This window comes from Shewanella sp. GD03713 (assembly GCF_029843705.1).
GTDB lineage: Bacteria > Pseudomonadota > Gammaproteobacteria > Enterobacterales > Shewanellaceae > Shewanella.
In genome coordinates this window covers 2,244,729-2,259,147 of the sequence record NZ_JAOCIW010000001.1, presented here as the reverse complement: position 1 = coordinate 2,259,147, position 14,419 = coordinate 2,244,729, and the positions used below count along the sequence as shown (strand labels likewise).

Sequence of the window (14,419 nt, the reverse complement as noted above, 5' to 3'; positions counted from 1 at the left end):
TATCAAACCTCCGCAACCTGTGCTGTTGGTTTGAGCTCTGTCCCATCCTGCTGCTTGGCCGATTCTTTGGCTGTATTGGCTGTATTAGCATCGCCCAGCGGCAGATACAGTTTGGCGCCCGAGGCCGCAAACTCGGCCGATTTTTGCGCCATGGCCGCCGCTAATTCATCTTGGGTTTTGACTCTGATCTGCTGGATTGCTTCTGTGTTTGATTGCCCTTGTTGAGCAGGGTTTATCGATGCAAGCGCTTCAGCGCTCTCAACATTTTGGCTTGACGAAGCCACTGACAACGTACCCGCCGCTAAGCTTGCCGCATAGTCGCGCACATCTTGGGTTATCTTCATCGAGCAAAACTTAGGGCCACACATAGAGCAAAAGTGCGCAACCTTGGCCGATTCCTGTGGCAGGGATTCATCGTGATAGGCTCGGGCGGTATCAGGGTCGAGTCCCAGGTTATATTGATCTTCCCAACGAAATTCAAAGCGCGCCTTGGATAACGCATTGTCGCGGATCTGCGCGCCCGGGTGGCCTTTTGCAATATCGGCCGCATGGGCGGCAATCTTGTAGGCAATCAGCCCTTGTTTGACATCCTGCTTATTGGGTAGACCTAAGTGCTCTTTCGGCGTCACATAGCAGAGCATGGCGCAGCCATACCACGCGATCATCGCCGCACCTATCCCTGAGGTGAAGTGATCGTAACCCGGCGCAATATCAGTAATTTGCGGCCCTAGGGTATAAAACGGCGCCTCGGCGCAGTGGATAAGCTGCTTATCCATATTCTCTTTGATAAGTTGCATCGGGATATGTCCAGGCCCTTCGATAATGGTCTGCACATCGTATTCCCAAGCGATTTTGACCAGCTCGCCTAAGGTCTCAAGCTCGGCAAACTGCGCCTCATCATTGGCATCGGCAATCGAACCTGGACGCATACCATCGCCTAATGACAGCGACACATCGTAGGCCACGCACAGCTCGCAAATCTCACGGAAATGGGTATAGAGGAAGTTTTCTTGATGGTGGCTCAAGCACCATTTGGCCATAATCGAGCCGCCGCGGGACACAATGCCAGTCACCCGTTTGGCGGTCATGGGCACATAGCGCAATAACACGCCCGCGTGGATGGTAAAGTAATCGACGCCCTGCTCCGCTTGCTCAATCAAGGTATCGCGAAACACTTCCCAGGTCAGGTGCTCGGCGACACCATTCACTTTTTCAAGAGCTTGATAAATCGGCACTGTGCCAATCGGCACTGGCGAGTTACGGATAATCCATTCGCGGGTTTCATGGATATACCTTCCCGTGGACAAGTCCATCACAGTGTCAGCGCCCCAACGGGTTGACCATACTAGCTTTTCCACTTCCTCCTCGATGGAGGACGTGACCGCCGAGTTACCGATATTAGCATTCACTTTCACTAAAAAGTTACGGCCAATAATCATAGGTTCGGCTTCTGGATGATTGATATTTAACGGAATAATCGCGCGGCCACGGGCAATTTCATCGCGGACAAACTCTGGGGTAATCGGTTTACCAATCACAGCGCCAAAGGATTCACCTTGGCCGCGGCGGTTTAAGATTTCATCTTGCACCTCGGCGAGCGCCATATTTTCCCGAATCGCCACATACTCCATTTCAGGGGTAATAATCCCTTGGCGGGCATAGTGTAATTGGCTCACGCGTTTCCCCGGTAAGGCACGGCGAGGACGAACAATCGCACTTGAGCCGGCTTCGAAACGCAGATGATCGAGTCCATCATCCTTTAGGCGTTGCTGGGTAAAATCTGAGGTAGCACAATCGAGCACTTCGGTATCTTGGCGCTCGATAATCCAAGGTAATCTGAGTTTGGCTAAACCTTGGCGCACGTTTATTTGCGCAGCCGGATCGGAATAAGGACCGGCGCAGTCATACACAGGAATGGGAGGATTTTTCTCGACTATAGGCGCGGTAGCAGTACCGCCAATTCGCGTATCGGTTTGCAGAATTTGCCGCATCCCTACACGGAGATCCTCGCGACTTCCCTGCAGATATAACTTTTGCGAATTAGGGTGTTGTAATGGTTTAAGGGTATCGATAAAGGCTTGCGCCTGGGCGCGCGCCGCACGGCGACTCGTTTGCCCTTGGGCATTAACGGCAATCGATTCTGAGGACGATTCTAAACTGGACATAAGCAATCTCACTTTAACAAATAAAAATGGGGTTGCTTGTCTGGAGACTTGAGTGTTGAAGCTGAGCTGTGCAAACCCAAAGCGGATTTACGGACTCAATAACGACTAAATCGATGAGTTAATACAGGGCGAAAGGTGGCCGCTGATACGATTTAATGGATGTTATTATGCTTGTTTCCTTCGCAGGTTTTAACCTGATCAGGTTCAACGGATCCCGAATAAACGGTCTCAGCCAAGAGGCACTCCGACAAGATGGGCAAAAGTATAGGCAGAAGCGCTGCGAACAAACAAGCGTAATTTTAGGATAAAAATTGAATTATCAATCAAAAATAAAGAACGAATAACACAATGTATTTAAAGGCTTTTAATTTTTATTCGTTTTACAACCGCTGATTTAAACTATTTTTAGTGAAAATTTATCATTACTATTATTTAACCTTTGGGCCGCTTTACCATCATTTTATCGAGCTGCGCCTTAATGGCATCGTCAATTTCTTGGTTCATTTTCTTGCCACTGCAATCGAAGGGGAAACCTAAATTCTCGGCATAGGGATTAATTTGAGTGCCTACTTTGACGACCCGATAGCAGGTATCCCCTTTACGGACAATTCGATTGGGATCCAGTTCTAAATCTAAACTGGTGGGGCCGCTAAAATCGTCGGCATTGGGCACAATCAGCACCTCCATCTCAGCACTCATTTCAGACATATTCGATCGTTTAGAGTAATGATTTGCTTGCTCTAACACTAAATCATCTAAAGCTTGCTCACGCTGGCGCTCAAAATAGCGCTGGGTAAATAATCCCACGCTACCAGCCGCCCCGCCGCCGCTTTGCCCACTTGCCGCTGACTGCTCTGTACTTACCGCTTGTGCCGAGCTTGATTGGATTTCTGCCTTTCTAGACTTAACAGCCTCTTTTGCACTCAGCTGGGTTTGGCTTTGTGTTGGAGCGTTAGGTGTTGAGGCGTTAGGCACTGATGTGCTTGGTGCTGGTGCTTTTGATTCTGTTACTTTTGATGCTTTTACTTTTGATAATTGGGCACTGACTTCAGGAGGTTTTGTAATCTGCTCAGTGGGTTTTGGCATCGGCTTTACCCTATTAGGTGCTGAAGTTATTGGCTCGCGAGAAACCGCAGGCTCTTCCACAGAAGAATCTTTAGCCGAATCCGCAGGAGCGGTTTGCGTTGGCGGCGCATAAATAAAATATGCCTTTAACGCTTTGGTTTCAGTTCGTGCATTGGCTGAAGATTCGCTAAACGACAGCCCTAACTGCTCCGACTGGGTTCGCCATAAAAAAATTAATAACAACAGCAGTAAACCATGACCCAAGATGACCCAAAGCAATAGCTTAAGATTGAAATAATGCGACCACTCTCGCCAACTGAAGCCTAAATTGGGGTGGAATGCGCTATCGTTCTCTCTTTGGTTAGCCTCACTCAAATTGAGGTTTATAGCATTGCCCAAAGGCTCTGCATGGGCGCTAAAAGCCGTAGCACAAAAAGGCATAGCGGAAAATGCGACAGTATCGTCGTTTGTCACGCGACTGTGCGCAACAAAACTGAGATCATCTTCTGGGGTAATAGTCGAACGAACAGGCAAAATCCATCCCTTAGTACTTTATGGACAAAGTACTTAACAAATCCATGATTACTACGGGGGATTAGAGAAAGCGCACCGCACAAAGTTCCAAGGCGTTGACATTAATCGGTCGTAAATAGGCACCATAATGTTGTACAACTAGATAAGAGCTCGCCTAAATCTCAGTTGATAGTGTTAACCTCAAAATAAATTAGCTTACACGTGTAAGCTAATTATGGCTTTCCAATTTACCAACTGATAGACTCAGTCATTATCGCCATCGAGTGGATCAACAGCATGCCAAGCCAGAGTTTGATAGAGCCGCAAATGACTCATGAAAAACCATTGAATATCAGTGGATATAGCCTTAGTGAAGAGATAGCCAATAGCATAAGCCATGGCCTAGGGGTGATCGCGGGTATAGTAGGCTTAGTGTTTATGATCCTCAAAGGCGCCGACCATCTCACCAATATTCAGCTCACAGGTGTTATTATTTATGGCGCAAGCCTCATCCTGTTGTTTTTAAGTTCTACCCTGTATCACAGCGTGACGCATCTAGGCTGGAAACATAAACTCAAGATTGCTGACCATTGTGCCATTTACTGCTTAATTGCAGGCACCTATACCCCGCTGATGTTAATCAGCCTGCAAGGACAGCTTTCCACCATTATCCTCACGGCGATTTGGTCTTTGGCTATTGGTGGGATTTTATTTAAAACTTTGTTTATTCATCGCTTTAAAAAAATGAGCCTAGTGCTCTATTTAGTGATGGGTTGGCTGTGTGTGACTGTGATGGGCGATTTGACGGCGGCGATGTCACCGCTAGGATTTAAGCTTTTGCTATTGGGCGGGTTGTTTTACACCTTAGGGGTGATCTTCTATGTCGGTAAACGCATTCCGTACAATCACGCGATTTGGCATTTATTTGTATTGGCGGGCGCGATGAGCCATTTCTTTTGTATTTATTTAACCGTGATCTAGCCGCTAAGACAGACTTTCCTCACAAGCCATCCTTAGGATGGCTTTTTTATGTCTGCGTGTTGAGCCAATGTGCCAATAAGACCATCGAGCATGGCTTTCTATAGCAATTCTTCAACGATTCGTTTGAGCAGAAAGGTTTCCCTGTCGATAGATTGCCCTTTATTGGCAAACGTCCGTAGGATCGCTTCATTATGGGCAATCGCTTGATGGATATTGATCCACTCTGGTCGCATCCCGTTTTTTATCTCATGGGCTTCGAGCCTTGGCTCACCCAAGCCGCGTTCGCCAAGGCTCATATCGATTTCGCAAAGATAGCAATAAGAGTCCATATGCATCACGTTTGCCCCCTCACGAAACCAGGAGCGATATTCCTCATAACGGCCAAAGGGCGCTAACACTCTGGCGGCAATGGCGCCGGTTTCTTCCTGCAATTCGCGGATAAGTCCAACTTCGATACTCTCGCCCTTATCCACCCCACCGCCAGGCAAACCGTAATCGCGATATTTCTGGGTATAGAGCAGCAAAATATCTTCCCCCGACAGCACTATGGCGCGGGCGGCTTGGCGATAAAAAATCTTCGCCTGTTTAAGATTGAGATTGGCAGCTTGGGTGGACTTCAATAAACGCATAATAAAACTCAAGATTAACGGCCTATTAGCATAAACCAACTCGATGGATTTACAGAGCAAAACCGTTTTAATGCCAAGATGTAGTACTCAATGGGCGCATTTGACCTATAGGGTTAACAATTCAGTTGCTGCAAAATGTACTGATAGGCCGCCACAATTTGTGGTTTGTTGGGCATGCGACTCTCAGGGATACGTTGGTAGTGACTGATAGTTTGGTCAAGATAACGCTTGGCCTGACGAGTTTTATCCGCATCTAACCCTTTCCACATGATTGAGCCCGTCGCACTTAAGGGCACTGCTTCAGTTGTTTTTGAACTGGTATTCGTCTTTGAGCTAGCATTTGCTTGAGTTAAATGCAGTATCTCGTAGAAACGTTGGTTTTCTTCGAGTAAATATTCATCTTTAAGGGATAAGCCCAATTCTGCCAACGTGCTGCGCACATGGTAATTATGATGCACGGGACACAAAATAAATTCGAGCTGGCGGGCGCCTTGACTAAGGTCATGATTGCTCGAATCATTTCCACTGTGAGCATCACTTTGACTTTGCTGATTCGCCACAATACTGCGAACCAATTCAACCAACAACTCACCACCGACACCCGCAATAATTACTAAGTGCTTGGCTTGCTTGCCGTATTGCGCCAGTGGCAAGGCCGCCACATCGAGGCAATGCACTTGCCATTCACTTTGAAGATTGGCGGTTTGCTCAGTTGTAGTTTGCTCAGTTGCATTTTGAGGGTTTGAGATAGGCTGCTGAGGGAAAAACCTTGCTAACTCAAGGCTAAGTTGCTGCATCAAGGGCGCAACACAATCGACAAAATGCACCTTAGGTGCAGCATTTCTTTGCAGTAACAACATGCCGAGTAAACCATGATCGCAGCAGCAGTCCCAGATATGATCGTACCCTGGCCCCACCATTCGATTGATCTGCTGTAATCGCTGACTAATTTTCACCGCTCACTCCCAAACGCGTTGATATCGCTGCCCATATCGGCTTAAGTCTTAAGCCCCTTAAACAAAATAAGAAAGCCAAGAAAGCCGCGCATTCTACCCGAGTCAGCAGTTAAAACCCATCTCTTTACTCTTTACGCCTTACGTTTAGCCTGCCGCCAACCCGCTCGCTATGGTGAATACGTATGCAAAGCATTGCGAGCAAAAACCCATCGCCACTAGTATGCATTGACCCATATTCACTATAAAAACAAGGATCAGGGAATGTTCAGCAATCCTCTTACCCACGCACGCCACATCAACTCACCAACGCAAAATAGCCGCCATTGGGCCGCCAACCTATTCACGCCCTGCTTGCTCGCACTCAGCATTGGCAGCCTGCTCAGCACCAGTGCCACAGCACAGACCCTCAACCTAAGCTCCCCCGATAAGCAAATCGTCTTGAGTCTGAGCGATGATACGGGCCGCCCCGAATACCAAGTCCATTTTCATGGCAAATCGATTATCGAACCGAGCCGCTTAGGGTTAGTCTTTGCCTCATTGGGCGAATTAGGCCAAGGTCTTCGCATTAAATCGAGCCACACCGCCAGCGCCGATGAAAAATGGCAGCAACCTTGGGGTGAACAAGAGTGGATAAAGGATCAACACAATCAACTTAGCGTGGTATTAACCGACGGTAAAATCGACTTAAACCTCGAGTTTAAAGCCTTTGACGATGGCATAGGCTTTCGTTATCACTTAGCGACCCAACACGCACTGCCGACCAATACGCCGCTTGCCATTACCGATGAACTTACCGAATTTAATATTGGCCAGAGTGATAAGGCCACCGCCTGGTGGATCCCTTCTCGTGGATGGAACCGCTACGAATATTTGTATCGCACCAGCGCGCTCAATCAAGTCGACCGAGCCCACACCCCTTTTACCTTTAAACTGGTCGATGGAATCCATTTGAGCATTCACGAGGCGGCGTTAGTTGATTTTGCCTCGATGACCCTCGATCAGCAGCGTGATGGCAAGCTCAAGGCCGATCTCACCCCTTGGTCTGATGGTATTCGGGTTAAAACCCAAGCGGGCTTTTATACCCCATGGCGCACGATTCAAATCGCCGACAAGGCCACGGGCCTGCTTAATTCTCACCTTATCCTCAACCTGAATGAACCCAATAAACTGGGGGATGTCTCTTGGGTTAAACCGGGCAAATATGTCGGTATTTGGTGGGGGATGCACCTCAATGAAAACACTTGGGGCTCGGGTCCAACACACGGCGCAACCACCAGCGAAACAGAGCGCTATATGGATTTTGCCGCCAAGTATCAGTTTGATGGCGTCTTGGTCGAAGGTTGGAACCAAGGTTGGGATGGCGATTGGTTCCATAATGGCGATCAATTCAGTTTTACCAAGGCCTACGATGATTTCGATTTACCCGCCATTACCGCCTACGGCGCGAATAAAGGCGTGCGCCTGATTGGTCACCATGAGACCGCAGGCTCAGTGACCCATTACCGTAATCAAATGGATGATGCCTTCGCCCTGTATGAAAAACATGGCGTGACCCAAGTCAAAACCGGTTACGTGGCAGACGGTGGACAAATCAAACGCATCGATGAAAATGGCATCACCCGTCACGAATGGCACGATGGACAGTTTATGGTTGGCGAATATCTGCACAGTGTCACCGAAGCCGCAAAGCACCATATCAGCATCAACAGCCATGAGCCGATTAAAGATACCGGACTTCGCCGCACCTATCCGAACTGGCTTGCCCGCGAAGGCGCACGCGGACAGGAATACAATGCCTGGGGCAGCCCACCAAATAACCCAGAACATACTGCCATGCTGCCCTTTACCCGCATGCTGGCAGGGCCAATGGACTTCACCCCGGGGATTTTTGACTTAGCCCCCAAGGGCTTAGATGCCGAAAACCGCGTGCAAACCACCTTGATGAAGCAGCTTGCCCTGTATGTGGTGCTCTATAGCCCAATCCAAATGGCTGCCGACTTGCCGCGCAATTACCAAAAACATCTAGATGCTTTCCAGTTTATCCGCGATGTACCAACAGACTGGTATCAAAGTATCGCACTGGCTGGCGAAGTGGGTGATTATGTGGTGTTTGCCCGTCAGGCCAAGGATCAACAGGATTGGTACTTAGGCGCGCTGACCGATGAAAATGCCCGTCAGGTTAAGGTAAAACTGGATTTCCTCGACCCAAATAAACGCTATCAAGCACAGATTTACCGTGATGGCACTAAAGCCGAATGGAAAACCAATCCTTATGATTATGTGATTGAAACCAAAGAGGTTAGCGCCAAGGATAGTCTGACATTACAGCTAGCCAGCAGTGGCGGCACAGCGATCCGCTTTAAAGCGCTGTAACGACAAGCGCTAACATGAACGCTTAAGAAAACCGAGTAATAGTCACTATTTGCGACTGTAACTATTGCAGCAGCAATCCTAGTGACAGTAGTCATTACAATAGTCACCGAGACACCGTTCTTGGTGACTATTTTTTTATTGAGCCACTTCGTTACATGTTTAAGTTACTTGCTTGAGTTGCTTAAGTTTTAGTTACAGCGCCTAACAACCGTTGGCGGATTGCATGTGAGCTGTACCATTGCCCTCCACTACTGAGTCACACTTGATACGGATGCAAATGGCATTAAGTTAGCTTAAGCTAAACTCCCCAATGCTTAATGGTGACGACCTTGCGATACACGGCTAATGAACTCGAAATGCGCAGTTTTAAGCGTTTCGAGACCCAATTTGCCCACTTAGGCTTTAATCATTTTCAAGCCATTGCCCCACTGCGTCCTTGGGTGCAGCGTTATTTTCATTTGCATGTCGCAGCGGATTTACCACAGTCAATCGAACAAATCTTCTATCCTGACGGCGGCACAAGCCTGCATTTCTATTTACCATCACCCGGCACTGGCGATACGCCTTTAGCGTATTTTTACTCGGGACAGCAACGGCATTATCACAGCTTCGCACCGGGTACCGAGCAAATTACGGTGCGTTTTCAGCCCGGTGGTGCCTTCCATTTATTGGGTCTTGAGCTAGCCGCTATTCGCGCCGATACGACAGCAAGCGTTATCAATATAACTCAGTGGCCCATCGTGGGTTTAACGGCGCTCTTATACCAACTCGTCGACACACCACAGCCTAGCGAGCGTATCGCCCTCGTGGAACACTGGCTATTGCAACGAGCGAAGCAATTAGACTTAAGCTTATCGACGCGAATGAGTCTAGTCCCCGCAACCTTGCCTCGACTCATCCACACCCAAGCCAATTTAGACACGTTTTACGGGCAACTCCCCATGAGTCGGCGCCAATTTGAACGTAAATTTAAGCAGGAAACAGGTTTATCGCCCGCGCAATTATTGCAGCTGAATCGAGTCAAAATCGCCCGCAACTTATTGAGCCAATCGCCATCCCTTAGCCTAGCGCAGGTAGCCTTCGATTGTGGATTTTACGATCAAGCCCACCTACACCAGCATTTTTTGCGGGTAATGCAGCAAACACCGGGGCAATATAAAAAACGCAAGATGTCGCAAATCTCCAATAAAACGCCCGATTAAGCCCTTAGATTGAAGCCTCAACTTACAGGAGGCTTTATGTCAGAACGAATTGCACGCCAACAGATTTACCAACTCCAACCCGAACTCGCCAAAGCACTTATTAGCCTAGATAAAGCGGCGGCTGACTCGGCGTTTTCACCATTATTGGTACATTTAGTCAAACTGAGGGCATCGCAGCTCAATGGCTGCGCGTTTTGTCAGCGAATGCACGCCGAGGAAGCGCGCCACGATGGTGAAACCCAGCGGCGTTTAGATTTACTGGCCGCTTGGCACGAAGTCGATGATCTCTTTGATGCACGGGAGCAAGCAGCGCTGCGCTGGACCGAAAGCTTAACCCGCGTCGCTCAATCGCCGGTGCACGACAGTGAATATGCCGCGCTCACCGAGCATTATTCTGAGAAGGAGATTGTCGATCTCACCTGCCTCATCATTGCCATTAATGGTTGGAACCGCGTTGCGATCGCCTTCCATTTACAACCCATCTAGCGGCAGATAAATCGACAAATAAACAGGGCACCGAATCGGGTGCCCTGCTTGTTGATATCATTGTGTCGTTAGTTTAAGGTCAACGCGACAATTTTAAGTGGATGATTATCATCGAATGACGGGAAATCCTCATGGGGATCGAGCCAAGTGTGCTCAGTCACACCTCGGCCTTGTTTTTCAACGCAGCGTACTAGGCTATCAAACCAATCTTGTCGGTCTACTTGGCTCGCCGCGATTGTTAACCCGCATTTTAGCTTTGGTCGTTACCGCTAAATGCATGCTCAGACTAATTTATACCTTCCGTTTCGGTGCAATTCAGCGAGTCCACTTTGGATAAGGCTTATGCAGGCAGAGGGATCTTCTAATGGCAGCAGATGTCCATAGCGCTTATCTTCTAAAAACACTGTGTCTGGCGCGAGCTGTTGCCAGCGCTGCCAAGTCGCTTCAGAAAAGAAAACTGACGGTTTCCCTCTGATGGCGACGCAGGGAAGCTTTAGCTGCTGCAATATCGATAATACATTCGGCGGTTGAGTGTAATTATGCGCTTCCCACTGTTTAGGAAACTTCAACGTGAACTGTCCATCAGTGTTTTGATAAACCCCGAATTGGGCTAAGGCGGTAAACGCCTCATCATCAAAGCGTTTGTATAGCTTACTCATTTTGCAATATTCAAGAAAATGCTCACGGCTTTCCCACATATCGCGCTTCTTTAAGGTGTTTTTTGCGGGCGCAGTAAAATTCATTAGTGATTTAGGCATTAACTTGGCAAACCAAGCGATAGAGCGCGATACCATTGCGGGTTCAATAAGGACCAATGCCTTAAACAAATCGGGTCTTTTGCTGGCGGCAAGAATAGTACTGGTTGCTCCCATCGAATGGCCTATGCCCACAATTGGCGCACTGCAATGTCGTTCAATATGCGAGATCAAATCATCGGCATATAGCTGCCAATCTCGGCGCTTAGGCGGCAAACCAACATCGGGCCATGTCGGTCTTAACTCGAGTGCACTCAGGCTGAATGCTGGCTGCAACTTGGCTAATAAGGGCGCATAAACACCCAATGGAAACCCATTAGCATGGTAAAAATGTGCACCTTCACCAGTGTCAGAAAAGGTTTTAAAAACCTTTGCCTGTTGTAACTCATTGCAAATTTTATCCATTAAATCTTACCTATTGCGTCCCGCTGTGCTAGTTACGCGGCATGAAATTAACCAATCTCAGCATTTGGCACCTTTCGCTAAAGCGACGAAATCTAGCGATGAAATCTAGCCTGCCGATATCAGCCTCTAGACAGACTTAAAGGCCATTAAATCACTTCAATCAACGGCTCTAAACCTGCTGCGGCCCGAGTAGGCACAAACTCCACCACCTCAAATTCGGCCACCTCTTCGATATAGAAGGGGTCGAGTTTGACAATGGCTTCAAGCTCGGCGCGATTATCCGCTTTGGCAAGGATCACTCCACCCGTGCGAGGGACCTTACGGCCTGAGGCGATAAAGGTGCCCTTGGCATAATATTCATCGAGATAGGCAATATGGGCCGCTAAATGCAATTCCACATCGGCCAGCGGTTTTTTGTAGGTTAAAGTAATAACAAACATAGCGTTCCTTAATGGCGTAATAACAAGCCAGAATGAATTCTCAATTGCTCTTGCCACACACTTCAATGGCGGCAAGTCGCCAATAGTCAGTAAAGTCTGGCGACATAGTGATGCATTATGCTTTCGCTATCAATAGCCTAGGGCGTGTTGTTCAAGCTGAAAGATGAGCCATGAACTTACCCAGCGATCTGAGTGGATTCATGCATAGCCCTTCATCACAGCGCGAGTGACCCGTGGGGCAAGGTTCTGAACTCATCCCATCGATGTGAGAACTGGATAAATCGAGGGTTTAAACCCATCCACGCCTCACGTAAAATCCACACACTATTAGTTACAGGGCTGTTTCGCTAGGGTTATCAAGGAATGATGAATACGTATGTAAGCGGTTGTGTGTCAATTGGCGCTGCGGCTACTATAAATTCGCTAGTTTCACCCTCTGCTTGTGGGGTTGAACACTGTGAGGTCGTTTCTGGTGGTTGCCTTTGAGGATAGCTGTCAGGCTTAGGTTCTTTTCTGCTATTGAGCATTTGCATCATTGAGTATGAAAATGAATTTATTGGCGAATATGCTTCTGAGGGAGAGGTATATTCGCCATTTTTTCACCCACACGGTCAAGCACTGATGCACATTTGGGAAGCTAGCACAACACGCGTAAAACTGAGCAAAGGCCATTGAATAGGCCACACATTATAACGATAAATGACTCAAGGCAGCCCCGCTGCCCGCTACTGAAGGGAAGTTGCATGTCCACGGATCAACAAACGGTTACCCCATTAGAGAATTTCTCGCCCAAGGTGGCGCAGCGCGCCGTGCATAGGGTGCAACCCGAGCTGAATTTCTGGCAAATCTTCAATATGTGCTTTGGCTTTTTGGGGATCCAATTTGGCTTTGCACTGCAAAATGCCAACGTCAGCCGCATTTTCCAAACCCTTGGCGCTTCTATCGATGATATTCCCATCCTGTGGATTGCCGCGCCATTAACGGGTCTGCTGGTTCAACCTATTATTGGTTATCTGAGCGATAACACTTGGGGGCGTTTAGGTCGCCGCCGGCCATATTTTTTAATCGGCGCCATTTGTACGACTCTCGCCATTTTTGTGATGCCGCATTCCCCGACTTTGTGGATTGCCGCGGGCATGCTGTGGATTATGGATGCCTCAATCAATATCGCCATGGAACCCTTCCGTGCCTTTGTGGGGGATAATTTACCTCCTAAGCAGCGCACCCAAGGCTATGCCATGCAAAGCTTTTTTATCGGCATCGGCGCGGTTGTGGCCTCGGCCCTGCCCTATATTCTCAGTAACTTCTTTGCTGTCGCCAATACCGCGCCCGCTGGCGAAATTGCCGATTCGGTGCGTTATGCCTTCTATTTTGGTGGCGCAGTGCTGTTTCTTAGCGTGGCTTGGACTGTTGTGTCCACCAAAGAATATTCCCCCGATGAACTTGCCGCCTTCCATGGCAATGCTGACGCGGGCATAGATGATCAACAAAACCGCACACGCACCCACAAGAATTATCAATTTGCCGCTATCGTTTGGATGGCTGTAGGCGCACTGCTGACGCTTGCGGTGTTGACACAGGATTTAGATAAGCAGCTGTATATTTTAACCTTAGGGATTTTTGCCTTTGGCCCATTGCAACTTTACTGCGCCCTGCGTTTAGGCAAATCAACGCCCTCACAGCGCGCGCAACTGGGCATTGTCTTTAATGTGGTCGATGATTTATTCCATATGCCTAAGGCCATGCATCAGTTAGCCATAGTGCAGTTTTTCTCTTGGTTCGCGCTCTTTGCGATGTGGATTTACACCACCTCGGCGGTGACGTCCTATCATTTTGGCAGCAGCGATGTGTTGTCTAAGGCCTATAACGATGGTGCCGATTGGGTGGGCGTACTGTTCGCCTCCTACAATGGATTTTCGGCCATTGCGGCCCTGTTTATCCCACTGCTTGCTAAACGTATCGGCATCAAACTGACCCACACCTTTAATATGTTCTGCGGCGGTTTTGGGTTGATCAGTTTCTATTTGATCAAAGATCCCAGTCTGTTATGGCTGCCCATGATTGGCGTGGGTATCGCCTGGGCCTCGATTCTCTCCGTGCCCTACGCCATGTTATCTGGCGCCTTACCGCCGAAAAAAATGGGCGTGTATATGGGGATTTTTAACTTCTTTATCGTGATCCCACAGCTGCTCGCAGCCAGTGTTTTAGGCTTAATTCTTAATGGATTATTTGATGGTCAGCCCATCTATGCCCTGATCACCGGCGGCGTCCTGATGCTCTGCGCCGGGGTTGCCGTGCTCTTTGTTGAGCAACCGAATACTCAGCACACTCAAGCGTAAATCGCAGATCCTACAATTCGGCACCCTTGGCGTTTGGGCAACTAAACGCCAAGACGTATGGCCACATAGCTTACAACAAGAATAAATCGCAATTAGCACCATCTATTGAT

Annotated in this window: 11 protein-coding genes, 1 pseudogene and 1 riboswitch; of the genes and pseudogenes, 5 read left to right on the top strand and 7 right to left on the bottom strand. The window is 48.4% G+C overall.

From position 1 onward, the window contains the following. Positions 1-2 precede the first annotated feature (2 nt). Both thiC and N5E87_RS10015 read right to left on the bottom strand, forming a co-directional pair. Positions 3-2,165 (bottom strand): phosphomethylpyrimidine synthase ThiC, encoded by a 2,163-nt coding sequence (gene thiC, locus N5E87_RS10020; RefSeq protein WP_086903472.1) that lies wholly within the window; start codon positions 2,163-2,165, stop codon positions 3-5. A gap of 158 nt (positions 2,166-2,323) precedes the next feature. Beyond that, positions 2,324-2,422, bottom strand: a riboswitch (TPP riboswitch). A 175-nt stretch (positions 2,423-2,597) separates the two neighbouring features. Beyond that, complete coding sequence (locus N5E87_RS10015; protein WP_086903473.1) at positions 2,598-3,764, bottom strand: hypothetical protein; 1,167 nt, start codon at positions 3,762-3,764, stop codon at positions 2,598-2,600. 276 nt (positions 3,765-4,040) lie between these two features. On the opposite strand from N5E87_RS10015, the gene N5E87_RS10010 reads away from it, so the two are divergent. Further along, positions 4,041-4,724, top strand: a complete 684-nt coding sequence (locus N5E87_RS10010) for a hemolysin III family protein (protein ID WP_086903474.1) — start codon at positions 4,041-4,043, stop codon at positions 4,722-4,724. 98 nt (positions 4,725-4,822) lie between these two features. On the opposite strand, the gene N5E87_RS10005 is transcribed toward N5E87_RS10010, so the two are convergent. Continuing rightward, positions 4,823-5,353, bottom strand: a complete 531-nt coding sequence (locus tag N5E87_RS10005) for an NUDIX domain-containing protein (RefSeq protein WP_086903475.1) — start codon at positions 5,351-5,353, stop codon at positions 4,823-4,825. Positions 5,354-5,466: 113 nt separating this feature from the next. After that, on the bottom strand, positions 5,467-6,309 hold the full coding sequence (locus N5E87_RS10000; protein WP_086903476.1) for a tRNA (adenine(22)-N(1))-methyltransferase TrmK: 843 nt from the start codon (positions 6,307-6,309) through the stop codon (positions 5,467-5,469). Positions 6,310-6,570: 261 nt separating this feature from the next. Between N5E87_RS10000 and N5E87_RS09995 the strand changes: the two genes are divergently transcribed. The 3 genes from N5E87_RS09995 to N5E87_RS09985 all read left to right on the top strand — a co-directional run bounded on the left by N5E87_RS09995 (position 6,571) and on the right by N5E87_RS09985 (position 10,370). Then, positions 6,571-8,682: a glycoside hydrolase family 97 protein gene (locus N5E87_RS09995; RefSeq protein ID WP_126513065.1), complete on the top strand. Its 2,112-nt coding sequence runs from the start codon at positions 6,571-6,573 to the stop codon at positions 8,680-8,682. Between the two features lie 317 nt (positions 8,683-8,999). Further along, positions 9,000-9,884: a helix-turn-helix domain-containing protein gene (locus N5E87_RS09990; RefSeq protein WP_086903477.1), complete on the top strand. Its 885-nt coding sequence runs from the start codon at positions 9,000-9,002 to the stop codon at positions 9,882-9,884. Between the two features lie 36 nt (positions 9,885-9,920). Continuing rightward, positions 9,921-10,370 carry a carboxymuconolactone decarboxylase family protein gene (locus N5E87_RS09985; RefSeq protein ID WP_086903478.1) on the top strand — a complete coding sequence of 150 codons (450 nt, stop codon included), beginning with the start codon at positions 9,921-9,923 and terminating at the stop codon, positions 10,368-10,370. Between the two features lie 68 nt (positions 10,371-10,438). Here the strand turns inward: N5E87_RS09985 and N5E87_RS09980 are convergent. The 3 genes and pseudogenes from N5E87_RS09980 to N5E87_RS09970 all read right to left on the bottom strand — a co-directional run. Continuing rightward, positions 10,439-10,597 (bottom strand): annotated as a pseudogene (locus N5E87_RS09980) (class I SAM-dependent rRNA methyltransferase); the annotation flags it as partial. Positions 10,598-10,651: 54 nt separating this feature from the next. After that, a complete protein-coding gene (locus N5E87_RS09975; RefSeq protein ID WP_086903479.1) occupies positions 10,652-11,530 on the bottom strand; it encodes an alpha/beta hydrolase in 879 nt (292 codons plus the stop codon). A 146-nt stretch (positions 11,531-11,676) separates the two neighbouring features. Then, entirely contained in the window at positions 11,677-11,970 is a 294-nt protein-coding gene (locus tag N5E87_RS09970) for a YciI family protein (protein ID WP_086903480.1), read from the bottom strand. 743 nt (positions 11,971-12,713) lie between these two features. Here N5E87_RS09970 and N5E87_RS09965 point away from each other — a divergent pair. Then, a complete protein-coding gene (locus N5E87_RS09965) occupies positions 12,714-14,309 on the top strand; it encodes an MFS transporter (protein ID WP_086903481.1) in 1,596 nt (531 codons plus the stop codon). Positions 14,310-14,419: the final 110 nt, after the last annotated feature.

What these genes read in the sequence shown, in the direction of transcription:
- thiC (WP_086903472.1), bottom strand. Translation starts at nt 2,165, where the DNA reads ATGTCCAGTTTAGAATCGTCCTCAGAATCGATTGCCGTTAATGCCCAA.
- N5E87_RS10010 (WP_086903474.1), top strand. Translation starts at nt 4,041, where the DNA reads ATGCCAAGCCAGAGTTTGATAGAGCCGCAAATGACTCATGAAAAACCA.
- N5E87_RS10005 (WP_086903475.1), bottom strand. Translation starts at nt 5,353, where the DNA reads ATGCGTTTATTGAAGTCCACCCAAGCTGCCAATCTCAATCTTAAACAG.
- N5E87_RS09995 (WP_126513065.1), top strand. Translation starts at nt 6,571, where the DNA reads ATGTTCAGCAATCCTCTTACCCACGCACGCCACATCAACTCACCAACG.
- N5E87_RS09990 (WP_086903477.1), top strand. Translation starts at nt 9,000, where the DNA reads ATGGTGACGACCTTGCGATACACGGCTAATGAACTCGAAATGCGCAGT.
- N5E87_RS09985 (WP_086903478.1), top strand. Translation starts at nt 9,921, where the DNA reads ATGTCAGAACGAATTGCACGCCAACAGATTTACCAACTCCAACCCGAA.
- N5E87_RS09975 (WP_086903479.1), bottom strand. Translation starts at nt 11,530, where the DNA reads ATGGATAAAATTTGCAATGAGTTACAACAGGCAAAGGTTTTTAAAACC.
- N5E87_RS09970 (WP_086903480.1), bottom strand. Translation starts at nt 11,970, where the DNA reads ATGTTTGTTATTACTTTAACCTACAAAAAACCGCTGGCCGATGTGGAA.
- N5E87_RS09965 (WP_086903481.1), top strand. Translation starts at nt 12,714, where the DNA reads ATGTCCACGGATCAACAAACGGTTACCCCATTAGAGAATTTCTCGCCC.